The following is a 24,404-nucleotide window of genomic DNA, read 5'->3' as shown; positions in this document are numbered from 1 at the left end:
CACTTCTCGGTGAAAAAACCGGCTCAGTTCCGCGTGAAAACCAACAGAGCGCGCGTGCCACATCCACCAAGCTGCCAAGTCCGGGCTCCATGGTGCCCCGTTCTATCTGAGAAATATGGCTTTGCGTCAGGCCCGATCGTGCACTCAGCTCGCGCTGGCTCATTTTCTGCGCTTCGCGCGCAGCGCGCAACCGCTGCGTTATATGCTCTGTTTTATATGCCATATCATTATCCTGTATCGCTCGATGCGAGACATACAGGATAATATATAGAGGATTCTCAGGAGTGATGCAACGTCGATATACAAAACTGTATCAAATTGCTGACCTATATGGAATAATGTATCGTCTTGCAGTCTTAGGGCTTACAGTTACCCATCAGCTCCTATTGGCAAACCATCAGTGCGCGCCGCGATGTCGCGGTAACCTCTTGTGAGGAGCCACCGCGATAGAAGCAGCTTGTGCATGCGCGATGGGGCCTGCCCTCGCCAATCTTCGTACAGAAGAAGGCCGCCGAAGCTCGAGCGGATAAACTGAAGGCCAAGGGCAAAGCCGTCGATATCAACGAACTCATTCGCATGGAGCCGGACCGTGGCGTGACGAACGCCCGCAAGCTCAACCTGCTTAACGTGGAAAGGTGCGTTCGCGGCATATCGGTTCCATCATCGCTTTACGGCAACACATTTTACCTCAGCGAGGAGTCCCTGGTGCGCGAGTTCAGAGACACCTATCCGGGTCCACGCATAGGTTCCCTTCGGAAACACCTCGTTTTTGACAGTCCGGAACACGTCCATGAGCTTCGACATTTCGACGTGATAGCTTGTCATTTCCACGATGTCATCAAACGTGCAATGAGCGGCTTCCAGAACAATCCGTAAATTGTCCCACATAGCTCTGAACTGCTTCGAAGGATCGTGAATGATGTCGAGATCCTTGGTCCGCCCAACTTGGCCGACGACGTAAATTGTGTCTCCGACTTTAACCGCGGGAGCATAGCCTGCTCGGCTGACGATCTCCTGCATCTCGTCGGGTATAATGATCTCTCGATCCATAGTAGTCCTCGCAATCTTTGCTGGTTACTAGCGGCACTGATACAAGCGGCGCGAATTTTCAAGCTCCGCTGGATGAAAAAGTACAAACGGCCAGCGATGTCGGACAGCCGGCACGGCTCTTTCCCGGGCGCAGGCACGTGTCTAAAAAAGCTGCGTCACGTCCCGGACGTGACGCAACTAGCAAGTTCATCAAGACAAGCGACTTTTGCAGAATGCATGCCGCCGCTACTTGGCAGCTTTCGCTGCTTCCTCGATAACCTTTGCGACCGCAGCCGCCTGCGAGATGTAGATAGCGTGGCTACCCTCTACCTCTGTCACCGTTGAACCGGCACGCTTGTACATCCAGCGCTCAAGGTCCGGATTGATCGTCATGTCGTCTTTCGCAACAATCCCGTAGCTAGGCTTGTCGTGCCAGGCGGCAACAGGCACCAGCGCACCAGTGGCAGCAACGGCAACAGGCATCTGAGACCGGGCCATGAACTCGCCCAGATCCTTGGGCAGATCCGCTCCGAAATCAGCTGCGAACTTTGCCGGGTCGATAAGCAGGAAGCCATCCTTTGTCGGCTTGATATCGTTGGTGGGTGACGGCATCGATTGGAGCAGTTGTGCGGTGCTTTCGCCCTTTTCTGGCTGCAGTGCCGCAACATAGACAAGTGCCTTGACCTTGGGATCATCACCTGCTGCCGTGATGATCGTGCCCCCATAGCTGTGGCCGACGAGAACGACGTCCCCGTCCTGCTGATCAAGCACGCTCTTCGTGGCTACAACATCCTGATCCAGGCTTGTCAGTGGCTGCTGGACAATGCTGACATTGTACCCGTCGCGGGCAAGGATGTCATAGACGCCGCGCCAGCCCGAACCATCCACGAGCGCGCCATGGACAAGCACGATGTTGCGCGCGTCCGCTAAGGCTGGGGCTGTTAGGGCAGCGGAAGACAAAAGCGCGGCAATAAGGCCAACGGCCGCTTTACTGAAGTTGGACATGGTCGGTAGTTCCTTGAGTTCTGTGCGTGGAATTGCGGAGGCTTTGAAAGCGCTGAAGGACCTGTCTTCCCTGGTCCAGGGAGGGATGGACATGATCGCTTGCGCTTACTGCTTGACGACAATTGGAGCCTTGAGCGGGACGCGTTCATAGAGGTCGATAATGTCCTGGTTGAGCAGGCGCACACAGCCGGACGAAACTGCCTTGCCAATCGAGCGCCATTGCGGATTGCCGTGCAGACGATAGAGTGTGTCGTGGCCACCGGAGAAGATGTAGAGCGCTCGTGCACCGAGCGGATTTTTCAGGCCCGGCTCCATGCCGCCATTCTCGATCGAATATTTGGCCAATTCCGGCTGGCGGGCGACCATCTCGTTCGGCGGCTTCCAACGCGGCCATTTCTGACGCCACTGAATGATGCCGTTGCCCTGCCAGGCAAAGCCATCGCGCCCGATCCCGACACCATACCGCATCGCGGTCCCACCCGGCTGGACGAGATAGAGAAAGCGTGAGGGGGTATCGACGACGACGGTGCCAGGCGCTTCCCCAGTCGGATCAATGACCTGTTGACGGTAATAGCGCGGATCAATCTGTTTGTAGGGAACCGCTGGTATCAGGAAACCACCATCTTCAATGGGGCCGTAAATGACCGCAAGTTCGGAATCTGTCGGCGCGGCCGCAATCTGCACAGGGCGAACCCGATCCAGGAGGCGCGTCGGCTGCGGATCCAGCATCCGGCCGGCTCCGGAGGTTGACGTGCAACCTGCCACGGCCGAGGCCGCAGCCATCGCCGAAAGCGACAGAAGGCTGCGGCGAGATAACGAGGTATCAAAGCTCACGCTCATTCCTCGTCCTGCCATCTGCGCAGATCCGTCTGGTCATGATAGGCCATGCGATCAGGCGTGGTGATAAACTCAATCATCGTGCCCCACGGCGTGCGGCAATAGCAGACCTTGTTTCCAGGACCTTTTTCGGTTGCGTAGGGAATAGCGCGTGGTGCCGTGAGGGCTGTTCCGCCGGCCTTCTCAAAGCGCTCTACCGATGCGTCGATGTCGTGGGTATAGACACCGAAATGCGTAATGCCGAAGTCGCTCGGTGTAACCGGCTGCGCTTGTTTGGGGCCGTGCATTTCGAAGAGCTCGATGTCAGGCCCGGATCCGATCTTGACCATCGCCTGCGCACGCACAACCGTTCCCGGGTAGGCACCAGTGGCCCGCTCGAACTCGGGTCCCTCCCTGGCCGGATCCTGCGGCCCGAACGATTGGTAGATCACCTGGCCGCCAAAGGCTTCCACCATGAATGATTTTGCTGCCTCGATATCGGGCACTGTGATGCCGATGTGATTGACGCCACGAATTTGAGGTGCAGTCATGACAGTTTCCTTTCTTGTTGAATCGATGAACGCGTTCGGGCTCATTTTGCCCGGTTCGCAGAGTTCACTTGGCCTTGAGGAAATCGATGAGAGCAGCGGCCACTTCATCCGGGCGCTCGTCCGCGACATAATGACTGCAGCGGCCAATCGAGCCGCCCGTTACATCTGTGGCGAACTCCTTGAGCATTGGGACCATATGAGCACCAAAACGCTGCTCCCCGCCGAGACCTAAAACCGGAATTCGGAGCGGTTGTTTTTTGTATTCGAGCGCGGCCGCATGGTCTGCGGTCAGTGTGCGGTACCATTCCATGCCACCGCGCGTGCGACCAGGAAGTGCCATTGCTTTCGCATAGATGTCGATGTCTTCAGGATTAAAGGTGCTGTGATCGTAAAACCGCTCCGCCATGAAGGTCGAAACATAGTCATGTTCGCGGCCATAAATCAGGCGTTCCGGCAGATCCCGATTAGCATGGAACGCGAAGTGCCAGATCTTTGCCGTCGTAGCCTCCCACTCACTCCAGCCAGGAAGCGGAACATCGAGGACGGCAAGGTGAGTAACGGCATCTCGATAGATAGCGGCCTGCGGAAGCGCCACCATTCCGCCGATGTCATGGCCGCATACGGCGTAGCGTTCATGCCCAAGGGCGATCATGACCTCGTGCGCGTCGCGCGCCATTGTCGCCTTATCGTAGCCGTCAAGCGGGCAGTCGGAAAAGCCTGCGCCGCGTAGATCAATCGCCACCACGCTGAACTGTTCGGCCAGCAGCGGCATGACGTCGTGCCACTCCCACCAAGTTTCCGGCCAACCGTGAAGCAGAAGGAGCGGGGGGCCAGAGCCGCCCGTGACGGCATTGATCTTGATGCCGTTCACCGGCACCAGTTGCTGGGTAAAATCTTCCAGTGTTGGGATCATAACTCTTTCCCGTCGATGTTGATGTTAAACAGAGCTAGCGCCAGCTCAGGCCTGATCGAAATCGGTGGCGACCGAGATGTCTCGCCAAGCGTCGATATCGCTGCGGAAAGAAGCCAGCTTTCGTTCGGCGATTGAATGCGCGACGGGCCCAAGCGGCAGATGAAGCGGGGCGTTATTGGCGTCGACCGCCTGCAGGATCACTGTAACCGCTTTGTCGGGATCGCCTGCTTGATTGCCGTTGTTGGTTTCACGATAATGTCTGCGCGAACTTGCGGCGTATTCCGGCATTTCCTTGGCCGCCATCGTTATCGAGCGTCCAAGGAAGTCAGTGCGAAACGGCCCCGGCTCGACGATCAGCACGCGGACGCCGAACGGCTTCAGCTCACCTGCGAGCGCCTCGGAAACCCCTTCAACCGCAAACTTGGCTGCATTGTAGTATGCTGCCCCGCCGCTGCCCGCGATCCCTGCGCCGGACGACATATTGACGATCATTCCGCCCGAACGTCGCAAGGTCGGCAGCGCTGCTCTGGTGGTTTCGATAAGACCGAAAACGTTCACCTCGAACATCGGTCGATATTCTTCGGGCGTGCCTTCCTCGAGCGCACCAAACAGTCCGTAGCCGGCATTGTTCACCAGCACATCAAAACCGCCAAATGTCTCGACGGCCTTTGCGACCGCGGTATTGGCCGCCGCCGCATCCGTCACGTCGAGCGGCAAGGCGATCATGCGGCCGTCGAATGGCCGAGCCATTTCTTTGATCAAGTTGAGGTTGCGTGCAGTCGCGACAACCTGATCGCCCCGCTGTGCCGCAGCGAGTGCGAGACGTTGTCCGAAGCCGCTCGAGCAGCCTGTGATGAACCATGTTTTCATGACGTTTCTCCGCGTGTATTCAGAAGATGACTTGAATCTAGATGTTTATATTTGTACTTGAAGTGACAGTTTTGTATTTTCATTGTTCACTTTTGTAAGGGCATGGCCATGGAGTGGAGTGACGTAAAAATCTTCCTTGCGATTGCGCGGTCCGGCACGCTCGGCGGCGCTGCGCGTGCTCTTCATACAAGCCATCCGACCGTCGGCAGGCGGCTTCGTGCCCTTGAGGATGCCATCGGCCATACGCTCTTCCAGCGGACCGCGGACGGTCTCGTGCTGACCGAGGAGGGCCATGGGATCATCGCCCTGGCAGAGCAGATGGAAGAAGGCGCGCTTGCAATGGAGCGCCGACTCGCCGGGCAGGAGCAAAATCTCAAAGGCAATCTGCGCATCTCATCGGCAGACTGGTTCGGGGCTTATGTCCTGCCTCCCATCGTGGCGGATTTCTCGAAAGCCTACCCCAATGTAGACGTCGAGATCCTGACCGGCACTCGCCTGTTCAACCTCGCCCAGAGGGAGGCCGACGTTGCCTTTCGCATCGTTCCGTTCGACACTGCCGATGTTATTCAACGGCGGCTCTTTAGGCTCGAATACGGCGTCTACATCGCCGAGGAGTCGCCCGACCCTAAATTCGGCGACGGGACTGGTTTCCGTCTGATCACCCACGACACTTCGACAGGGCAATTCCCCGACATAGCCTGGCTCTCCGAGAGTTTTCCGAACGCGCGACCCGTGCTGCGATCAAACAACCGAAACGTCCAGGGGCGAATGTGCAGGCAGTGTGTTGGGATCGCAGTCCTGCCCCGCGCAGTGGGCAACCAAATCCCGGGTATCCGCAGACTTGACCTACCCAAGCCCCCGCCCGCGCGAGACATCTGGATGGGATATCATCGGGACCTGCGACGTCTTCAGCGTCTTCGGGCGTTTATCTCGACCGTCTCGGACCACATCACAAATGCCCCTGCATGGTAAGCCGCGCGAAGAAGATCGATTTTCCCCGCCGATCCACGGCCGCGGTAGGACAGCCGCGACAGACAACTTACTTGCTGGCCGCAATCTCCCTGTGCCGCTCCACCACAGCGCCCACGATCATTGTCATCAGCCCTTCGACGAAGTGCCGACTGAGGCCCACCTCATTGGCGATACTCATCACTCGATCCAATTGGCGTCGCTCTCGCTCATTATCGATCGCCGGCAACGCCTGTTCGGCTTTCAAGTGGCCGACATGCTCGGTACAGCGAAAGCGTTCGGCCAGAATATAGAGGAGAGCTGAATCCAAATTGTCGATGGTCCTCCGGTAGGAAGCGAGTTGCTGTGCCACATCATCTGTCATCATTTGAATATCTTCCAAGTCGTTTCATAGGCGCGAGGTAGAGCTTATGAGATGGGATGCATACTGCGACGCGACAGGGCGATCGTCAGCCAAATTGCCGAAACCAGGAAGTAGAATGCTCCGACGCCAGCGTAGCCCGCAACCGTGGCGATAGAAGGCTCCTGAGGCATTTGCGCCTGAAAGATGAAGAGAGCACCGGCCACAGAGGATTGGCCTCCGCTCAAAATCATCGCCCACTGACCTCCACTCGTTTTTCGGCGCCGCACAGCAGTTCCAAGCTGCAACAGCCCTGAGAAGATAGCCCATAGACCGAAGGCGCCGAGAACCCAGTTCATGTTCATTGTCAACGCCAGGATCACGGCTATCGTCATAACCGAGCTCGCTGCGACGTTGATCGCTTGGCTCCGGTTGGCGGCAAGACCACCGCTCCTTGCGGCATCGATAACGTTCGCGATTGCATCCCAAGCGGGATAGATGATTAGCAGTGCGGCAGCCACCGCAAAGGAATGCCGTCCGGCAGTCAACGCAGCCGCGACCCACAGCACTGAGAAGGCCGCTCTGGTAAAGTAATACTGCTTGAGCCACTGGTCGTTGCCGCGCGGGGCACGGGAGGTCTGGTTGTTCGACATTGTTTTCTTCCACTTTGTGAACTGGTTGATTGATGGTTCGCGCTAGCGTCGTCAGATGAAGACGACATGTTTGCCGAAGAGGGTGTTCTCGTCCCATTCAGTACGGCCGATCCGATCGCTTTCGCCGGAGAGTTTCCCAGCTGGCTTCTCTGGGAGCTCGACGTTCTGTGCGCCGTCCTGCCACGGCGTCACTAAATCAGTGCCGTGATCGCTCTCCAAGCGCATGCGCCTCTCGAATGCCTCGTTGATCTCCCCCTGCCGCTTTGCGACCCATCGGCCGTCGGGGTCAGAGAGGATCGAGTTGGTTTGGCCGATCTCAACCGGTGGCGAAGAAGCGATCGCTGAGATGGCCATTACTTTTTGAACTGGGCGTCTGCTCATGAGCTTTGATCCTGTGGTTTGCTGTTTGACTGCCTCAGATGCCGGCGTACCATTCGTACCCGCGGTCTTCCCAATAGCCGCCGTTCCCGCCCCACAGGCCGGAGAAACTATCCACCAGTTCGATACGCATGATGTATTTCGCCTGTTTGTAGCCGAGCTGTCGCTCAACCCTGAGACGCAACGGCGCGCCGTGGCCGACGCTCAGGTCCTGGCCGTTCATCTGGTAGGCTAGGATGGTTTGCGGGTGAAACGCATCGACAAGATCGATGCTCTCGTAGTAACGGCCGCTTCCATCGAGTGTCTTTTCGAGTTCGTCGGCACAATGTAGCACGACATAACGCGCCGTCGGCTTCAGCCCAGTCAGCTGCAGCAGACTGGCGAGAGGAACGCCAGTCCATTTGCCGATGGCGCTCCATCCCTCGACACAGTCATGGCGGGTGATCTGCGTGCGCGCCGGGAGCGCCTTTAGATCTGCGAGCGAAAACTCTCGCGGCCGCTCAACAAGGCCGTCAATTTTTAATCGCCAAGCGGAAAAATTACCTTCAGCCAATTCAACATATTCGTCGCCGTCGGGAGCACTCGTTCCATTTACGCGAAACGACGGAGAAATATCCTTTTCATCAAACTCACGCGCCAGGGCATCACGCCCCTGAAGCAGTCTCTGCGCCTTCATCGTTAGGTCCTCGGCCGAACGGAGAACATTGGCGACGTTCGCGTTTTGGTCGAGCAGGTCACATCCGGAAAGGGTCAAGGCGCTAGCGCCAAGAGTGCCACCAATCAAAAAGCGGCGTCGAGTAAAGAGCTTGCTCATGATTTCGGGCCTTTTTCCTGGATCGCATAGCGTCCGGTGATCATCGAGCGGATATTGTTCCAGGGCCCGGAAAGGATCACCATTGCCACATGCACGATAACGAAGATCACAAGCGCCGACGCAGTGATGAAATGGATCGTGCGCGCGGACTGGCGTCCGCCGAAAATATCAACAAGGGACGGCAGAGCGGCATCGACGCCCGGCGACATGGTCAGGCCGGTCAAAACCATCAGAGGCAGCAGGACGACAATGACGGCCAGATAGGTGAGCTTTTGAAGCGAATTATAGTGTTTGGCCTCCTCCCCTTTCGGAAAGCGCAGCCGAGCATGATCGAGGACTTCGCGACCGAGGTGGCTTGGCGAAAGCTCATGGGGCTTTGGCGCAAGGTCCTTGCGGAAATGTCCGCTCAGCACGCTGAAGCCGAGATAGACAATGCCGTTGATCGCAAACAGCCAGGCGAAGAAGAAATGCCAGCGACGTCCGGCTGCAAGATCCTGGAATGAAGGGATGGTTGCCCAGGAGGGAAAAGCGCGTGAGACTTGTCCGCCATCGACATTCGACACGCCGAGGACACCCGTGGTAGGTAGTTCCAGGCCTGCAATGCGAACAAAACCGAGTGGTTCGCCGCCTTTGTCATCGGCCCCAATCGTCAAGACGGCAGGATCGCCGTCGGCGCCATAATGTCCCCAGTATAGTTCGGGGTGGGCGTTGAAGATCTGCAGTCCGCTCAAAAGAAGGAAACTCAGGCAGAGCACGTTCAGCCAGTGCGTGAGCCGGGTCACGACAGAGTGGCGGCGAATAGAGATCGTCCGGGGATATAGAACATTGTCATTGGAAGGGTCTACGCTCATCTCAACGTCTTTCATCGGTGCATTTAGCGGCGACAGACCAAGCAGCGTCGATCTGTAGTCGCCGGCCGAAGCAGTATGGCGGCTGCTCCGGCCAGTGACGGCGGGGTCTTCACATGGGGGGAACCACGCCATTCTTGCCGACGACCACCTGATGGGCGATGGGGCCGGTTGCAGCCTTTTCAGCGGTGATGAAGACTACGGCGCCGGGGACGAGATCATCCTTGGTGGCTCCAGCGATGGTGACGACAGGTGTCCCATCCGGAATGGCGATCTTCTTTTCCTTGCCATGATAGGTGACGGTGACGGTCCGGCCATCTACACCCGTTACGGCATCGGCGACCGTCGCATTGGTCATGCTGCTGTCAGGCTTCAAATCCCAACCATAGCTCCCCTCGCCTGTGCCTTTCATTTCCGGCGGGAAAATTAGGACCTCAAGCGCTCCATCGCCGCCATCGCCCTTTGGCAAGGAAGCGATGCCCACGAAATTGCCCGGCTTGATATCGGTGACCTTTGCGTTGGCAACGCCAGCGACCTTCCAGTCTTTGGCAAGGACGACGTCGACTGTCTCACCTTCGCGGGTCTTCACTTTCAGCGTTGACCCCTCGTAGTCGACGATGCTGCCTCGTACATGGATCGGCGCGGCTTTCTTATCTTCGGCAGATGCAGGTGCGGAAACAACTGTTGCGGAAAGGATGCTGGCTAGGCCGAAGGCCAGAGCTGGGAAAACATTTCTCATTTTTATCTTCCTACTAGTTGGTAGTTTCGATGGGCGCGATTGGCCCGGGTAGCCATGCCACGCAGGATTAGTGTGAGACTGTGGGCATGAGACGATTGAGAGCGGGTTCGAGAATCGTCGAAAAGACCTCCGGTTTCCCGTAGGCTCTCGCCGAAAGCATTGCCCCGTATACGGTGGCCAGAAATGTTTCGGCTTCAACATGCGGCGCACTGGTAAGACTGAGTTCGCCGTGTTTGGAACCGCGTTCCATGACCGAAGTCAGCCATGAGGAGATGAAGCGAAAAAAGTTCGTCACCTCCGTTGCGACTTCCGTCGGGAGGGAAGGCAGCTCACTGGCAAGCATAGCACAGACACAATAGGGTCTGCTGGCATCCTCAATGCATGCAGCCCAGTGGTTTGCATAAGTCTTGAGGATGTCCAGAGCGTTCGGAACCTTCTGCTCAAGGACTGCCACGCTTGCCTGGCCATCCTCTCGATACCGCTTGACCAGCTCACGCACCAAGTCGACCTTGCTCGGAAAATGATGATGGATGCTTGCCTTGCGGATGCCAACAATCTCCGAGATATCAGCATAGCTGAAGCTATTGTAGCCGCCGCTTATCAGAAGGTTTCGGGTTGACGCCAGAATGTCGTCCGAGGTTGTCGAAAGATTGCTCATGCTGTCTATCTACCTTCTAGTAGGCAGATGGTCAATAGCAAATGTTGGTTTTGTGTCAGCCGTCCGTGGAGACGGTCACACCCTTCCATGCTTCGATTTCCTGTTGCAGACGCTCGATACGTGCCGTCACATTCTTCAAGGCATCGCTACCAAGGAGAAGTTGTGGTGGAGGGTTGTCGGATTCGACGAGGGTCAGCACCGCGGCGGCGAGCTTTTCTGGATCTCCGAGCTGCTTGCCGCTCACTGCCTGACGCGCCTCGCGGATCGGATCAAACAGGCTATCATAGTCAGCAATGGAACGCTCTGTACGGACCATCGAACGACCTGCCCAGTCCGTCCGAAATGAGCCCGGGCAAAGGGTTGTCACACGAACACCGAACGGCGCCATTTCCGAACGCATGACCTCTGAAATACCCTGCAAGGCGAACTTGCTGCCGCAGTAATAGGCGATGCCGGGCATGGTGATCATGCCGCCCATCGACGTCACGTTGACGATAAAGCCGCTTCGGCGCTCACGGAACCTCGGGAGAAACGCCTTGGCGACTGCAACGGCGCCAAACACGTTCACGTCGAACTGGCGGCGCATCTCCTCAAACGGCGATTCCTCAAGCACACCCTCGTGCCCATATCCGGCATTGTTGATCAGCACATCCACGGGACCGTGGTCTTCCTCCGCCTTCTGAACCACCTTCGGAATGCGACCGAAATCTGTGACATCGCAAAGGACCGGGTGGAGTGTCGGCAGTGTCTTTGACAACCTGTCACGCGACGGTTCGGAGCGGACGGTCCCGATGACCTTGTGACCGGCATGGATTGCGGCAGTGGCAATGGCCAGTCCAAAGCCTGAGTTTGCGCCTGTGATGAAGAAGGTCTTGGGTGACATGTCGGAAACTCCTTGATTAACCATCCATATGACAGATAATCTAGAGCGCGCTTCAATTCGATTGCATATCCTCTCAGAATGTTGCCAAATCCTATGACATATGAAGAGCCGTCCCCCGCACATGACCAGCTTGTCGTCCTGGCTGAACGGCTTGCACCTCATCTGGGGTACAATCAAACAGCGTTCGGTTGTGTCCGTATCCTACGTACGGAAGCGGTGCTGAATGACGTTCCGGTTCTCTACAAGCCGGGGGCCGTATTCGTTTTGCAGGGAAATAAATACGGCATGCTGGATGGAGAAATGTACCTCTACGACGAGGACCACTATCTTGCCGTTTCGGTACCAGTTCCCTTCCGGATGACGTCTACCGCCAATCCACAGCGGCCGCTGCTCGCAGTCTATCTGGAGTTCGATATGCAAGTGGCGGCAGAAATCGCCATACAGGTCGAGAGACTCACCGGTCCTGTAAGCGCCAAGCCGAGAGGTCTATTCTCAAGCAGAATGGATAGCAGGCTCAAAGACGTCCTGCTGCGCTTGCTGATGACACTTGACAGCCCGGTCGAGGTTGCAGTGCTGGGAGCTTCCATCCTGCGTGAACTGCATTATCGCGTCATGTCGGGTCCGCAAGGCGGCACAGTGATCGCGGCCCTGCAGCAGAAAGGAACGGCGGGAAAACTGGTCGAGAGCGTGATGTGGCTACGGGAGAATTACGCAGCCGACATGGCCATCGCGGATCTTGCTAAAGCTGCGGGAATGAGTGTCCCTTCCTACCACGTCCATTTCAAGGATCTGACAGGCTCAAGTCCTATGCAATATGTGAAAGCGCTGCGGCTCCATGAAGCGAGACTGATGATCGCCCGCCAAAGCGGGACCATTGCAGATGTGGCTGTTTCAGTAGGCTATGTCAGCCCAGCGCAATTCAGCCGCGATTTCAGACGGCATTTCGGGCGCACTGCATCGGAAGAGGCGAAGTGGGTCCAGTATCATCTGGGAGAACAGGTATGATCATTGAGCCTCATCGTTTTCACAATCGCTCGACCGTCAGGACACACCATATCATTGTAAAGCCGCTTCAAGTGCGGCGTTACAATGAACGAGGGTCGTGTCGAAGACAGGAACGCCTACGTTATCCTGGTTCAACAGCATACCCACCTCGGTACAGCCGAGGATAAGACAGTCGCAGCCTTTGTCGACCAGACGCTGTGCAATCCGTTCATAGGTCAAGCGGCTCTCCTTGCGGACGATGTCACGGCACAGCTCGTCATAGATAATACGATGAGTTTCTGCTCGATCATCGGCTTCAGGGATCTCTGGCCACAGCCCCTGAGCTATGAGGCGGTCGGTATAGAAGGTCTGCTCCATGGTGAAGGCGGTTGCCATCAAACCCGGTCTCCGGAAACCGCGGTCGAGGATAGCCGTTGCAGTTGCGTCCGCGATGTGCACGAACGGCATCGAGACCCCGCCCACGATCTTGTCGGCCACCTTGTGCATGGTATTCGTCGCCAGGATGAGGAGGTCGGCACCTCCGCGCTGCAGCGCGATAGCATGATCATTGAGGATGCGGCCCGCCGCGTCCCAATCGGAGGATGCCTGCAACTTTTCGATTTCATCAAAGTCGACAGACCGTATAAGAAGCTCTGGAGAGTGAAGTCCCCCCAGCCTCTCGCGGGTCAGCCTGCAAAGCTCTCGGTAATAAATCTGGGTTGATGTCGCGGACATCCCGCCAAGTATGCCGATGGTCTTCAAGTGTTGCTCCATGTTCATAGGTTAGCTCCCGCTAAACGGACGCTTAAGCAGAAAACAGGCCTGCCATATTCGCTACCTCCGAGGCGGTTGCAACGTCAGGGAACCACGAACTGAGTGAGATTCCCGAATTATGGCCCCACCCGCTCCTTCAAATTTACGCGTGTAGTGCAGCGGAGGAAACGCCGCGGCCCATGCGCGCCCAAAAATTCCGCGTTACTACCTGCAGGTGGAGCGGCCAGCACCGCCTCGTGCCAATGCTCAGGCACTGATGCCGCCATCGACGAGAATGCCTGAGCCTGTAATGTAGGCTGCACCGGGCCCCGCGAGAAAGGCGACGGCCTCTGCGACTTCTCTAGTTTTACCGTATCGAGCAATCGAGAGGTTTGGCAGGATAGTGGCTGCGAGTGCGCCATCGGCAGGGTTCATGTCAGTATCAATCGGACCTGGCCGAACCAGATTGACCGTAATTTCCCGAGAGCCCAGCTCACGTGCGAGACCGCGCGTGAAGCTCTCCAGGGCAGACTTGGTCGCGGCATAGACCGTGATCCCCGCGAACGGCACAGCCAGACCCGCGTTGCTGCCGGTACTGATGATGCGACCTCCGTTGGGAATATATTTCAGCGCTGCCTGAGTGATCAGAAAGACACCGCGAACATTGACGTTCAGCTGAAGATCAATCTCCTCCAGTGGCTGCGTGGAGAAATCACCTGCGAAAAGGACACCGGCATTATTGACCAGAATATCAAGGCCGCCGAGCTCAGCGACAGTTTGTTCGACGGTAGCCATCGCGGCTGCTTTGCTCGCGGCATCGGCATGGATGGCGATCGCATTTCGACCCATGGCGCGGATCTTGGCAACGAGAGCTTCCGCTTTCTCGACCGACTTCTCATAGGTGATCGCAACGTCGGCACCATCCTCGGCCAGTTTTAGCGCAATTGCCGCACCGATACCGCGTGCCGCACCGGTGACCAGCGCGCGCTTGCCGGAAAGAGGTAGTGTGGAGATGTTGTTCATGGAGAGTACCTCTGTATGTCTCTGTTTTGCTCGGGAGTTTCACGCCGTTTCCGCGCGATCGGCTGATGATGCGCCGCTCATCGACGCAACGGTTGGGTCGATGTAAGGCTGACGGAAAGCCATCCCGCGATGAGAAGACAAATGGCAATTGCAACGGCTGCAACGCTGTATGCTCGGCCAATGGATTGAACGTCTGTGGCCGGCCCCAAGATCGAGAAGAACAACCCGCCAACGATCGCGGCTGCCAACGCACCGCCAATCTGAAACATCGAATTGACCAGACCAGAGGCCAATCCTGACTGCGCCCGGTCCACCCTTTGCACGATGCTCTTCACCAGGTTTGGAAGGGCGATCCCCTGCCCCGCACCGATAAGAAAAAGCGCAGCAAAAAGGAATTGTGGAAGGCCATTCGAAATCAAGGCCGCCGTTCCAAACAACCCTGCAGCTTGCAGCACCATGCCGGCGCCGGCGGAAAATCTTCCGAAGACGCGGAGGATGCGCTCACTTGCGAACGGACCAAGGACGAAGCCGACGGCCGCAGGAAGGATCGCCAGCCCGGCCTCGAAAGGCGTCAGACCAAGGCCACCCTGCTGATAGACCGAGAATATCAGCCAGAAGGCCGCAAGCGAGTAGAAGAACAATGCAGCCAGCAGCCCGCGCATTAGTCCACGGTTTTGCAGCAGGCTAGGTACAAGAATCGGATCTCTCCCCGTCGACTCCAGGTGTTTCTCATGCCGCCAGAACAGGAGGAAAAACGGGAGGGACATGACAAGCATCAGGATTAGCCAGATCGGCCACCCCTGCTCCCGCCCCTCGATCAGCGGCGCAATCAGCGCAGATAGCGCAATCGCGATCAACAATGCTCCGCCAAGGTCCAATTTGCTTGGGCGCTCAGATCGGGTTTCCCGCAACATGATGAAGGCGCACGGCGCAGCGACCGCGATAACCGGCAGGTTGATGAGGAAGATGGCTCTCCATCCAAGACCAAGGATATCAAGCGCAATCAACGCACCACCGAGAAACAGACCAACCATCGATGCCACCCCGAATGTCAGGGCATAAAAGCTGAGGGCTTTTGATTTTTCGTGGTCTGGGAAAATTGCATTGATGGAAGCTAAGGCTTGCGGTGCCATAATTGCCGCTGCAAACCCCTGAAGGATACGGCCGACGATCAGCGCGGCTGGAGACCAGGCAAACCCGCATAAGGCAGATGCGGCTGCAAAACCGACCATTCCAGCCAGAAAGACATTTCGTCGACCATAGAGATCTCCAAGCCTGCCCCCAGTGATCAGCATCACAGCATAGGTGGTGGCGTAACCGGAGATAATCAGCTGCATCGTCGACGCAGAGGCCCCGAAATCCTCCCGGATCGAGGGCAGCGCCACGTTGACGATGAAGAAGTCGAGCGGTGGCAAAAAGGCACCGGTCAAAAGGATGACCAGTGCCATCCATCGACGTGGATCGAGTTTGTTATTGGGATTGCTGGTGTCTCTCATAAGTCTCTCCACATCGACCAAAAAATCGATCGACGGTTTGCAATGGCAATGATTTGGAACTATTTGGTTCCAATTTTGGGTCAGCCAAGTGCCTTCAGCGCCAGTTCGACCATGGCCCTCGTCTCAGCGCGATCCGCTCCTGCCTTGGCCAGGACCCGCATACCTTGGATCTGACACACGAGGAACCTGGCGAGCGTTCGTTCATCCAGCCCTGGATCGATTTCGCCCACGGCCTGGGCTCTTATGATCGCCGCCGCATAAAGATCTTGCAGACGTCTGAACAGCCGGGAAATACGTGGTGCGACCTCTTTATCCTCTGGAAGCATTTCGACGGCTGCAAAGACGACAAAGCAGCCACGCAAACCTTCCGGTCCGGATGCTTGATCCACTTGTTGCGAGAAAGCGTCTCGAATTGCTGCTTTGGGCGACGGATTGGAATACAGCGTTTCACCGACCGAGCGAACCGCGTCCTCGATGTAAGCGTCGAGGGCGCGCAGATAGATGCCTCTCTTGTCGACGAAAGCCTTATAAAAGCTGCCTCTGGAAAGTTCCATGCCCTCAAGCAAGTCGGGAAGGGATGCATCGTGATATCCACGATTCCAAAATACGTGCATTGCTTTTCGAACTACTTCATCGAGTTCGAATTCTCGAGGGCGACCGACGGACGCGGATATTTGATTGCGCTTGACCATGGCAAATATATGGAACCATTCGGTCCACAATACAAGCGATATTTTCGGGATGATGCGCCAAGCGTCGGTGCCCAACTTAGTTAGCGACGTCGATCGACGGGATAGTCCCGAGAGAATTCCCTGACGGCCATCAAAATCGGCATAAGCCCGCGGCCTGCCGAACTCAGCGAGTATTCGACACGAGGAGGCTGCTCTTGAAAGTCGTGCCGGATTATGAGGCCGTCAATTTCCAGCTCCCTGAGATGTTGCGTTAGCATCTTCTGGGATATCCCAGGTATGTCTCTCATGAACTGCGATGCCCGCAATGATGGTTCGGCGAACAATCGGAAAAGGATCGGCAGTTTCCAACGTCCTGTGATCATCCGAAGCACCCTGCTGACATGAGAGACAGAACCGTCGGCTCCGAGGCACGTCGCCCTGTCCTCGACAGGCACTATAAAGTGCGTAATTGCCTGCTTCATCGACGAACCTCATATCTGCTGGAGACGGTAAGACGGATCAAATATCATGGACTTACAACTCCAAAACAAGGTTGCGCTGGTCACGGGAAGCAGCAAGGGGATTGGCGAGGGTGTGGCCAGAGGCCTCGCGAAGGAAGGGGCAACCGTTCTTGTCCACGGTCGCGACAGAATGAAAACAGAGGACGTCGCGCATGACATCATATCCTCTGGAGGTCGGGCATTCGCGGTATTCGGCGACCTGACAGTGTCGGATCAGGTCGATCGTCTTGTTAGGGATTCCAAGGCCGCAGCAGGGTCGATCGACATCCTGGTCAATAATGCCGGCGGATCTGCCCCGGCAGAGGATTGGACTTCGACAAACCCTGAAACGTGGGCCGCTGTCTATGACATGAACGTGCTCGCATCTGTGAGGATCATCTCGCTAGTTCTGCCCGCAATGAAAGCATCGCGGTGGGGTCGGATCATAAACATCTCAAGCCTGGCGGCCCTGATGCCGCCCGCAAGTCGACCGGACTACTCCGCCGCCAAGGCGGCCATGATCGCGATGACGGCGTCGCTCGCAAAAGACGTTGCTGCATACGGCATCACCGCAAACACCGTTTCGCCTGGAACGGTGCATAGCATCAGTTTGGATACCGCATTCCGTAAGAAAGCCATTGAGAGGGGGATGGCCATTGACGCCCCCTGGGACGACATAGAGAGAGAAATCCTGCCAATGTTTGCTCAGGTGCCCGTTGGAAGGGTCGGAACCCTCGAGGAGATTGCAGATGCGATTGCGTTTCTCTCGAGCCCCCGTGCTGGCTATATCACAGGAGCAAACCTCCGACTTGACGGAGGAATGTGGCCAGGGATGTAGCAGGACAACAGAGAAGCTGCGCCAAACCTGTCTAAGTTCCCCGCCTCAGTTCCAGTTTGCCATGACGAACCGGTGGATCTCCGCTTCGAGTTCCTGGTCTTCCGGCGTCCCACCCATGAAGCCACCATGGGGCATAGCTTCGAAGACGTGCAATTCGGTTTCCACGCCAGCTTTTCGCAAGGCTCGATGCATCCTCACCGTGTTTGACAGGAACAGGTCACGCGTGCCGGTCTGCAGGAATGTCGGCGGAAAGCCCGCCAAATCGCCGAAGAGCGGCGATAGATAGGGATTGGAGAGATCGGCACCACCGGCGTAGAGCAGGTTGTTTGATCGTAGCGGGCGGGGCAGAACGAGATCAATCATCTGGTTGGTCTGGAAGCTGTCACCGGATTCGGTGAGGTCAACCTGTGGCGAGAGCAAGACTAATCTGCCAGGCATTGGCATGCCTTCATCTCTTGCCCGCAGCAGCATGGCAGTCGCGAGATTGCCGCCTGCCGATCTCCCCAGGATGATTACCTTGTCGGGGGAGTGACCTCTCGAGACATGACGGTACGTGGCTAAGCAGTCATCAAGAGCGGCCGGATAGGGATGCTCAGGCGGCATCCGGTAATCGACACCGTAGCATCGCACGGCGTGCTGGTGAGCTTGGCGTCGCGCACTGACGCGACAGGCCTCACCGCCTCCGAACACCAATGCGCCGCCATGCAGGTCGATGAGTGCGCCACGCTCATGAAATGCTCCGTGCGGCGTCGCGACATGGATCGTTGCTTGTTCGACTACAATTGTCTTGACTGTGGACTGCAAACTCCCGGCAAGATCTTTGGCCGCGGCGGCGTAATGCGCATCTACTGCGGCTTTCATCATCATCCAGCCTGAAAAATCCTCTGGGGACGGCATTTCGAACCGCGCATTCATAGGGCTGCCGTCCTTGTCGACCAGGCGCGACAGTGCCGCTTGTGCTTCGACGCTGATGGACTGTGGGGCCTGAATCATCCGTGAAGGGACGGCTGCACTGCGTGAGGAATTGCTCATTTCTTGCTCTGTAATGGAACGAAGCGACGATGACTTTTTCTCGAACCCGGGCGCCGGTCTGGCCTGTCGATTTTAGATGTTCTGCCCGAGACATGAGATCGCTTCAGATTGGCACTTGGGTCCGCAGCCAGATGACTGACTGTATCCCATTGCTTTGAAGGGAGAATAGCCTATTACCAAACTGATTTTGCTACCACCTCAACAGTTTGGGCCCGATTGACGCTCCCAGTGCCGCTACACATGCAATGGCGATCGAATACCATACCGCCACAAAGGCAGCGCCATCGTTGAGGCAGGCGATGGTATAGGCGAGACCACCAACGGAACCTGCAAGGAAACCTGCAATAGCGCCTGCCTGGCTGAGCCGCGTGGGCGTTCCGGCCCGCATCGCAGAAAGAATAGCGGCGAGCGCCGGGATGGAAGCCATGATGATAGTACCCGCACAATTTAGCACCGAGTAGGTGTGAACCCCAAGCAAGGGAAAGCCGCTCCGATCGAACAGAGCTCCGGTAAGCAGGAAGGCCAGTGCCGGAGCAAGAAAGATAACCGTGCGAGGCACCTGGCTCGGCTGGACCACTGTCCAAACAAGATGAAACCCGCCGGCAGCTACAAGAACCATGCCGATGACCTTGAACAGGAACGTCCATGTCGGGAGTATCTGCATGAGGTCGGAGCGAGGTCCGGCGATCATCACAACGACACCAGTCGCTGCCAGGATCGAAAAGACCAGCGCGACAGGTAGGACGATCGAGAGACGGAGCGAAAGTGACGCGCCTTTACCAGCTTGCGCTGCAAGCCCTCGAATAAGATCGTCCGTTGGTTGTCGATTGTCATTCATGCCCGGGGCCTCTTCTCTGTGTTGCCGCCATCAGTTTCTTCAACGAGCGATGGAAAGCGACGCGCACCGCTCCCTCGGTGGAACCGATTCGCGCAGCGGCCTCTTTGGTAGAGGCACCCTCAAGCCCGATGGCTCGGACAGCTGCCTGTTCGCCAGGGGGCAAGGCGGAGATTAGTTTTTCGACATCTGCCGGATTGCGTTCAGGATCGAACACCTCGAATGAGAACAAGCCGGCCCACTGCTCCTCGGTCAAATCGACGCGCGCGCGTGTGTCTCGGCCCAAGCGCCGGCTGGCGTCAATGATCTTGTAGCGCGTGATTGCGTTCAGCCAGGGAAGCGGAGACCGCTTCGTATCCCATTGGTGGCGACGGGTATGCACTGCTATGAGCACTTCCTGGACGACATCCTCTGCCTCGTAAAGACTGAAACCCATATATCGCAAATGCGCCTCGACGATCCGCCGCACCGAAGCGGCGAAAGCCCTGAGAAACGCCTCGTAGGCAGCGCTATCTCCAGTGCGTTCCGCGCGCATCGCTTTCGCCCATCTGTCTTCCCGTGTGTCCATGCACCCATGCTTTCGGTTGGACGAAACCCATTGTTACGACCTATCGCGAATTTATTCGAATTTACGCGCCGATCACATAGTCGTGACGATGTAAGATTGCGGAATTCCCAACGAAAGACTCCTCCGAAGCATGTGCTTTACGATGAAAGGAAGTCCGGAATGATCATGAACAGGCGCACATTTTCCACTGCTATGCTTGCCGGCGCGGCAGCATCAATGCTTTCAACCAAAGGCATGGCCGCATCGGCGGCCGGCCACCCAGAAAAGGCCCGTAACGTTGTCTTCGTCCATGGGCTATTCGCAGATGGTTCCTGCTGGAGCGAAGTGATATCGAGGCTGCAGCCCGAGGGCTTGAACATCACATCCGTGCAGAACCCTCTGACTACTCTCTCGGAATCGGTTGCTGCTGCGGAGCGAGTACTGGCGCGGCAGGATGGGCCAACAGTATTGGTAGGGCACTCATTTGGGGGAATGATTGTAACTCAGGCCGGCATGCATCCTAATGTGTCGGCTCTCGTGTACGTCGCCGCCCGTGCACCCGACGCAAACGAGGATTTTGGCGCTTTGGCAAAAACCTTCCCTACTCCCCCCGCTTCTGCCGGGATCGTTTTCGACGGTGAGGAAGGGAGACTTAGCGAGAAGGCATTCCTCGAGGACTTCGCCGGCGACATTCCAACGGCCCGCGCGAAGGTGCTGTATGCAACGCAGTATCCGTTCCAGAAGGCGCTACTCTCAGGCAAAGTTATCGAAGCCGCTTGGCGCCACAAGCCCAGCTATTACGCGGTGTCGAGCGAGGACCGCACGATCAACCCGGACCTGCAGCGCTTTCTCGCCAAACGCATGGACGCAAAGGCAATCGAATTGAAAGCCAGCCATCTCTCGCTGATCTCGCACCCGGACGAGGTCGCGGAGCTTATCCTGGAAGCTGCAGGCCAGAAAGCCTAACCCGATCCGCGAAATTCAGACAGTCAGACACCGCTGCGTGACCTCCCCTAAACCTGCGCTAGTCGTCCAGTGACCTCTTTGCAAAGCGGACGGTTTCTAGGCAACGAGGCAAGCAGCGCAGTAGAGAGCGGACGACAGCCAAGACTGGGGGTGTCGTTCTTTCTCCGAGCTGTTAGGCAATGAATATATGTGTGCCAGGTTGTTCAGATTTATCTCTCAAGCAATCTAGCTCTTGAAGGGAGCCGAACTGACGGCCCAGTGGTTACGCTGTTGAGCGGGCGGCAGTCATCAGCGGCATGATCATCGATTGGCCAACCTGAACCAAGGCAACACAAGGGACTTGGGAAATAATCAGTTGAACCTTGACGAACCAAAATGGTTCAAGGATATTCAAGGTGAACAACAGAGGACCTTTTCATGACCGCATTCACGATCCGCGTCCCGGACGAGGTGGCCGACCGCCTGAACCAGATTGCTCAAAAACTCGACCGTTCCCGCTCTTACATGGCAGCACAGGCCATTGAAGATTTTGTGGCGCGCGAAGAATGGCAACTCGCGGAAATTGAAGCCGGAATTGCCGAAGCGGACCGCGGCGAATTCGCCAGCGACGACGACGTGGCGCGCGTGGTCGGCAAATACGTCAAGGCGACTTCTCGATCATGAAACAGAGGCGCATCCGCTGGACCGTGCGGGCGTTGCGGCGACTTGACGAAATCGGCGCGTACATCGAACAAGACGACCCAGATGCCGCTGCACGGGTCGTTGCCCGACTCGTAGCTTCCGTTGATATGCTCGCAGAGATGCCGGCCGCTGGACGCATCGGTCGTATCGCCAACACGCGCGAAGTAGTATTGTCCGACATTCCCTACATCATCCCTTATCGGGTTCGCCAAGACATCGAGATCATTACCGTAATGCATGCCTCTCAGAATTGGCCGAAGAGGCTGTAAAGGCAGTGCGTTGCCTGGACACAACACCGGCAGCGGCTGCTCCGATCGCCTTGAAACGATTCGAACCTTTGACCGCACAATTGAGGGTGAAGCGTAAGATGTCGTGTCGGAGAGTCGTGGTCGTGTATTTGGGCTATGGTTCTCCCTTTCCCAAAGCGGGGGCAAATGCGGCCACACCTTGTAATCCGACTTTTTAACACGACATAAGTCTGTAGCGACGGCTTGTCTTCAGGGCGCTGTCACCGAGGGTACGAACCCTCCCCCAACAAAGGAGGACGACATGTCTTCCACTTCATCAACGGCAGGCCAATTCGATGAGACCGGTTTCAAGCTAGTCAGGGACGTCCTGAGGACTGCAGGCCTACGCGGCGTCGACTCCGCGGCCAGTTCCGACGTGAAACGTGACGCCTCGATTTTCCTCACTGCCGAATTCCGTGGCGGCGTCAGGACGCTCAAAGGGCTGACAGAATCCCTCAATCGCCGCGACCTTAATTCCAAGGAAGATGCCATCGATCGCTGGCGGGATGACGGCGGCCACTGATGGGAATTTCGTTTCCAAACGAGGCGCGCAGTTTCGACAGCAAGACTAACTGTGTTCGATTCAGCGGATACGACGGGATGTTCGAGGTAAAATTCTACCTAGCAACCGAGGTCCTTGCCTGCGAAGAATCTCGCCGAAACGCCAGCAAGAGCGACTATCTATCATCGTTTGATGCGTTGCGGCTCAGGATCCTCAAGGCGGCTGCTTCTGCCTATTTGAAAGAGAAGGGCAGTGCCATCTCCCTGGATCTCGGAAATATTCGTTGAGCAGACCGCCCTTTGAAAGGATACGACCGTGCATGATCCCCGCAATCAACCCAGATTATCTGCCACTCCGAAAACCGTTTTGGTTAGCGAGTTTGCAAAAAGATTTCGGCTCGATCGGGTCGAGGAGAACAGATTGCGAAAGCTTCTCGGTCCCGTCGCCAAGGAAATAGACCTTCTCAGAAACGCAGGCAGATAAACCAAAGGAGTAAATCGAGCCCCGCCGACTTCAAGTATCCCTCTTCAGGATAACCCGCGCCATGGCCTGCCGAGACTTTGTGACGATCATCCGATTGCCATGCCAATGGACTGTTCGCGTCGTCGAAAGCGGCGTGATGACAGAACGCGAATTTCCGATCGAAAGCTACGCCATCGCCTGGGCACACGGTCAGCGCATCAGACTGAACCTGCCACGAGCAACAGGTGGCTATTTCTACTCTATGTCCACCTCGGGATTGAACTTCGATGAGACGGCCCCACCCCAAACGAAGGGATCGCAGGCATGAAAACCACCAAGAAAAGTGTCACCATTGTTCGGCCTTTCCAGCTTGCCGGAATGACTACACCTCATCCGCCGGGCACATTTGAACTTCAGATCGATGAAGAGCCGCTTGATGTCATGTGGGAGGCCTACCATAAGACGATGACGCTGATCTTGACATCAAATGGCCTGATCGAGGCTTGGCCTATAACTGAAGAAGAACTTGAAAGAACGCTGATGCCCGCTTGATCGCAGCTCGGGGTTTTTGAACGGCGTCAAGATTTTTATGGTCTTGTGAGAAAACCGGATTAACGACATTTCCAGATTTGGTCACTGACCCTGGCACACCATCTACCATCGGCATCATAGACATCCGCCGGGTCGCACGCCGATAAAGATGGATTCAAGCCAGCCGCAGGCATCTTAACGCCTAAGCGAATTCGAAAAGTTTAAGTTCGGCAATACTTCGGTCACGATGTGCAAATTTTATCGCGGCAATTCAAAAATTAGCTGCACGCCAGTAGCGCTCTATGCCGCACCAGAGTGACAGCATCTCTTTCCAAAATATTATGCGCAATATTGGCGCACTATACGTGTCGAATTTGCGCGCACTGGTCGACTAATTCATTTCGGTTGGCAGCCATTGCGAATTCTCTAGCACTCTTACCGTTGGACTGCTAACATGCATTATCGGGAGCGGCCATTGGGTTTCGTTGCCGTCGAGGAACCCCAAAATGCTGACTACTGTTTTCCGGCCGTTGCACGACCGTGTTGTCGTGCGTCGTATTGAGGCCGAAACCAAGAGTGGGATCATCATTCCGGACACCGCCAAGGAAAAGCCAGCTGAAGGCGAAATCGTTGCCGTTGGCCCTGGTGATCGCGACGAAAGCGGCAAGCTCAACCCGCCCGACGTGAAAGTCGGCGACCGCATCTTGTTCGGCAAATGGTCCGGCACTGAGATCAAATTCAATGGCGAGGACCTGTTGATCGTGAAGGAAGCCGATGTCATGGGCGTGATCGCCTGATTTTCGGCCTGGTCGTTATTTCCATTTCCATGA

General features: G+C 56.6%; 32 protein-coding genes and 2 pseudogenes. 11 read left to right on the top strand and 23 right to left on the bottom strand.

The window, feature by feature from the left end:
- Positions 1–46 precede the first annotated feature (46 nt).
- Positions 47–223: pseudogene (locus QE453_RS25080) on the bottom strand (helix-turn-helix domain-containing protein); the annotation flags it as partial.
- A gap of 227 nt (positions 224–450) precedes the next feature.
- On the opposite strand from QE453_RS25080, the pseudogene QE453_RS25075 reads away from it, so the two are divergent.
- A pseudogene (locus tag QE453_RS25075) lies at positions 451–621 on the top strand (SOS response-associated peptidase); the annotation flags it as partial.
- A 39-nt stretch (positions 622–660) separates the two neighbouring features.
- Here QE453_RS25075 and QE453_RS25070 read toward each other — a convergent pair.
- From QE453_RS25070 to QE453_RS25045, 6 genes are all read right to left on the bottom strand, one after another.
- Positions 661–1,020 (bottom strand): RidA family protein, encoded by a 360-nt coding sequence (locus QE453_RS25070; protein ID WP_309778721.1) that lies wholly within the window; start codon positions 1,018–1,020, stop codon positions 661–663.
- A gap of 255 nt (positions 1,021–1,275) precedes the next feature.
- Positions 1,276–2,034 (bottom strand): alpha/beta hydrolase, encoded by a 759-nt coding sequence (locus QE453_RS25065; RefSeq protein ID WP_309778666.1) that lies wholly within the window; start codon positions 2,032–2,034, stop codon positions 1,276–1,278.
- A 105-nt stretch (positions 2,035–2,139) separates the two neighbouring features.
- Positions 2,140–2,874, bottom strand: coding sequence for a L,D-transpeptidase (locus tag QE453_RS25060; protein WP_205928542.1), 735 nt, complete (start codon positions 2,872–2,874; stop codon positions 2,140–2,142).
- A complete protein-coding gene (locus QE453_RS25055; RefSeq protein WP_309778662.1) occupies positions 2,871–3,401 on the bottom strand; it encodes a VOC family protein in 531 nt (176 codons plus the stop codon). Before QE453_RS25055 ends, QE453_RS25060 begins: the two co-directional genes overlap by 4 nt.
- A gap of 64 nt (positions 3,402–3,465) precedes the next feature.
- Positions 3,466–4,314, bottom strand: coding sequence for an alpha/beta hydrolase (locus tag QE453_RS25050; RefSeq protein WP_309778657.1), 849 nt, complete (start codon positions 4,312–4,314; stop codon positions 3,466–3,468).
- A 45-nt stretch (positions 4,315–4,359) separates the two neighbouring features.
- On the bottom strand, positions 4,360–5,184 hold the full coding sequence (locus tag QE453_RS25045) for an oxidoreductase (RefSeq protein WP_131607235.1): 825 nt from the start codon (positions 5,182–5,184) through the stop codon (positions 4,360–4,362).
- A 108-nt stretch (positions 5,185–5,292) separates the two neighbouring features.
- Between QE453_RS25045 and QE453_RS25040 the strand changes: the two genes are divergently transcribed.
- The gene (locus QE453_RS25040) at positions 5,293–6,156 is read left to right on the top strand and encodes a LysR family transcriptional regulator (protein ID WP_309778652.1); all 864 of its coding nucleotides are present in this window, start codon (positions 5,293–5,295) and stop codon (positions 6,154–6,156) included.
- 67 nt (positions 6,157–6,223) lie between these two features.
- On the opposite strand, the gene QE453_RS25035 is transcribed toward QE453_RS25040, so the two are convergent.
- From QE453_RS25035 to QE453_RS25000, 8 genes are all read right to left on the bottom strand, one after another.
- Positions 6,224–6,535, bottom strand: coding sequence for a chorismate mutase (locus QE453_RS25035; RefSeq protein ID WP_245417285.1), 312 nt, complete (start codon positions 6,533–6,535; stop codon positions 6,224–6,226).
- Positions 6,536–6,561: 26 nt separating this feature from the next.
- Entirely contained in the window at positions 6,562–7,146 is a 585-nt protein-coding gene (locus QE453_RS25030) for a DUF308 domain-containing protein (RefSeq protein WP_131607237.1), read from the bottom strand.
- 51 nt (positions 7,147–7,197) lie between these two features.
- A complete protein-coding gene (locus QE453_RS25025) occupies positions 7,198–7,527 on the bottom strand; it encodes a hypothetical protein (protein WP_131607239.1) in 330 nt (109 codons plus the stop codon).
- Positions 7,528–7,561: 34 nt separating this feature from the next.
- The gene (locus tag QE453_RS25020; RefSeq protein WP_131607241.1) at positions 7,562–8,338 is read right to left on the bottom strand and encodes a molybdopterin-binding protein; all 777 of its coding nucleotides are present in this window, start codon (positions 8,336–8,338) and stop codon (positions 7,562–7,564) included.
- Complete coding sequence (locus tag QE453_RS25015) at positions 8,335–9,189, bottom strand: cytochrome b/b6 domain-containing protein (protein WP_309778646.1); 855 nt, start codon at positions 9,187–9,189, stop codon at positions 8,335–8,337. The genes QE453_RS25020 and QE453_RS25015 overlap by 4 nt, the downstream gene beginning before the upstream one ends.
- A 109-nt stretch (positions 9,190–9,298) precedes the next feature.
- Complete coding sequence (locus QE453_RS25010) at positions 9,299–9,925, bottom strand: hypothetical protein (protein WP_309778645.1); 627 nt, start codon at positions 9,923–9,925, stop codon at positions 9,299–9,301.
- Between the two features lie 67 nt (positions 9,926–9,992).
- The gene (locus QE453_RS25005) at positions 9,993–10,583 is read right to left on the bottom strand and encodes a TetR/AcrR family transcriptional regulator (protein ID WP_309778643.1); all 591 of its coding nucleotides are present in this window, start codon (positions 10,581–10,583) and stop codon (positions 9,993–9,995) included.
- 55 nt (positions 10,584–10,638) lie between these two features.
- On the bottom strand, positions 10,639–11,466 hold the full coding sequence (locus tag QE453_RS25000; protein WP_309778641.1) for an oxidoreductase: 828 nt from the start codon (positions 11,464–11,466) through the stop codon (positions 10,639–10,641).
- Between the two features lie 78 nt (positions 11,467–11,544).
- Between QE453_RS25000 and QE453_RS24995 the strand changes: the two genes are divergently transcribed.
- On the top strand, positions 11,545–12,471 hold the full coding sequence (locus tag QE453_RS24995) for an AraC family transcriptional regulator N-terminal domain-containing protein (protein WP_404977907.1): 927 nt from the start codon (positions 11,545–11,547) through the stop codon (positions 12,469–12,471).
- 51 nt (positions 12,472–12,522) lie between these two features.
- Here QE453_RS24995 and QE453_RS24990 read toward each other — a convergent pair whose 3' ends face one another.
- The 5 genes from QE453_RS24990 to QE453_RS24970 all read right to left on the bottom strand — a co-directional run bounded on the left by QE453_RS24990 (position 12,523) and on the right by QE453_RS24970 (position 16,875).
- Complete coding sequence (locus QE453_RS24990; protein WP_309778638.1) at positions 12,523–13,212, bottom strand: aspartate/glutamate racemase family protein; 690 nt, start codon at positions 13,210–13,212, stop codon at positions 12,523–12,525.
- Between the two features lie 258 nt (positions 13,213–13,470).
- Positions 13,471–14,226: an SDR family oxidoreductase gene (locus QE453_RS24985; protein ID WP_309778636.1), complete on the bottom strand. Its 756-nt coding sequence runs from the start codon at positions 14,224–14,226 to the stop codon at positions 13,471–13,473.
- Between the two features lie 77 nt (positions 14,227–14,303).
- Positions 14,304–15,722, bottom strand: a complete 1,419-nt coding sequence (locus QE453_RS24980) for an MFS transporter (RefSeq protein WP_309778634.1) — start codon at positions 15,720–15,722, stop codon at positions 14,304–14,306.
- A gap of 80 nt (positions 15,723–15,802) precedes the next feature.
- Complete coding sequence (locus tag QE453_RS24975; RefSeq protein WP_309778720.1) at positions 15,803–16,336, bottom strand: TetR/AcrR family transcriptional regulator; 534 nt, start codon at positions 16,334–16,336, stop codon at positions 15,803–15,805.
- 158 nt (positions 16,337–16,494) lie between these two features.
- Positions 16,495–16,875: a helix-turn-helix domain-containing protein gene (locus tag QE453_RS24970; RefSeq protein ID WP_092937872.1), complete on the bottom strand. Its 381-nt coding sequence runs from the start codon at positions 16,873–16,875 to the stop codon at positions 16,495–16,497.
- Positions 16,876–16,921: 46 nt separating this feature from the next.
- Here QE453_RS24970 and QE453_RS24965 point away from each other — a divergent pair, with 46 nt between their 5' ends.
- A complete protein-coding gene (locus tag QE453_RS24965; RefSeq protein WP_131607254.1) occupies positions 16,922–17,731 on the top strand; it encodes an SDR family NAD(P)-dependent oxidoreductase in 810 nt (269 codons plus the stop codon).
- Between the two features lie 45 nt (positions 17,732–17,776).
- Here the strand turns inward: QE453_RS24965 and QE453_RS24960 are convergent, their stop codons facing one another.
- From QE453_RS24960 to QE453_RS24950, 3 genes are all read right to left on the bottom strand, one after another.
- Complete coding sequence (locus QE453_RS24960; protein ID WP_309778631.1) at positions 17,777–18,763, bottom strand: alpha/beta hydrolase; 987 nt, start codon at positions 18,761–18,763, stop codon at positions 17,777–17,779.
- Positions 18,764–18,953: 190 nt separating this feature from the next.
- Positions 18,954–19,601, bottom strand: a complete 648-nt coding sequence (locus QE453_RS24955) for an NrsF family protein (protein ID WP_113327736.1) — start codon at positions 19,599–19,601, stop codon at positions 18,954–18,956.
- Entirely contained in the window at positions 19,594–20,133 is a 540-nt protein-coding gene (locus QE453_RS24950; protein WP_309778627.1) for a sigma-70 family RNA polymerase sigma factor, read from the bottom strand. The genes QE453_RS24955 and QE453_RS24950 overlap by 8 nt, the downstream gene beginning before the upstream one ends.
- A 192-nt stretch (positions 20,134–20,325) precedes the next feature.
- Between QE453_RS24950 and QE453_RS24945 the strand changes: the two genes are divergently transcribed.
- The 7 genes from QE453_RS24945 (at position 20,326) to groES (ending at position 24,371) form a co-directional block, all read left to right on the top strand.
- Entirely contained in the window at positions 20,326–21,111 is a 786-nt protein-coding gene (locus tag QE453_RS24945; RefSeq protein ID WP_113327734.1) for an alpha/beta fold hydrolase, read from the top strand.
- A gap of 417 nt (positions 21,112–21,528) precedes the next feature.
- Complete coding sequence (locus QE453_RS24940; RefSeq protein ID WP_045022157.1) at positions 21,529–21,774, top strand: CopG family ribbon-helix-helix protein; 246 nt, start codon at positions 21,529–21,531, stop codon at positions 21,772–21,774.
- Positions 21,771–22,061: a type II toxin-antitoxin system RelE/ParE family toxin gene (locus QE453_RS24935; protein WP_113327732.1), complete on the top strand. Its 291-nt coding sequence runs from the start codon at positions 21,771–21,773 to the stop codon at positions 22,059–22,061. The genes QE453_RS24940 and QE453_RS24935 overlap by 4 nt, the downstream gene beginning before the upstream one ends.
- A gap of 280 nt (positions 22,062–22,341) precedes the next feature.
- Positions 22,342–22,602, top strand: a complete 261-nt coding sequence (locus QE453_RS24930; protein ID WP_142188064.1) for a hypothetical protein — start codon at positions 22,342–22,344, stop codon at positions 22,600–22,602.
- On the top strand, positions 22,602–22,868 hold the full coding sequence (locus QE453_RS24925; protein ID WP_309778623.1) for a DUF1488 domain-containing protein: 267 nt from the start codon (positions 22,602–22,604) through the stop codon (positions 22,866–22,868). The genes QE453_RS24930 and QE453_RS24925 overlap by 1 nt, the downstream gene beginning before the upstream one ends.
- 499 nt (positions 22,869–23,367) lie before the next feature.
- A complete protein-coding gene (locus tag QE453_RS24920; protein WP_309778621.1) occupies positions 23,368–23,595 on the top strand; it encodes a hypothetical protein in 228 nt (75 codons plus the stop codon).
- Between the two features lie 485 nt (positions 23,596–24,080).
- On the top strand, positions 24,081–24,371 hold the full coding sequence (gene groES, locus QE453_RS24915; protein WP_100911704.1) for a co-chaperone GroES: 291 nt from the start codon (positions 24,081–24,083) through the stop codon (positions 24,369–24,371).
- Positions 24,372–24,404 lie beyond the last annotated feature (33 nt).

Source organism: Agrobacterium sp. SORGH_AS_0440, from assembly GCF_031453135.1.
In the GTDB taxonomy this organism is placed as follows: domain Bacteria; phylum Pseudomonadota; class Alphaproteobacteria; order Rhizobiales; family Rhizobiaceae; genus Agrobacterium; species Agrobacterium pusense.
The sequence above is the reverse complement of the archived record's forward strand: the minus strand, read 5'-3'. Positions and strand labels throughout refer to the sequence as shown.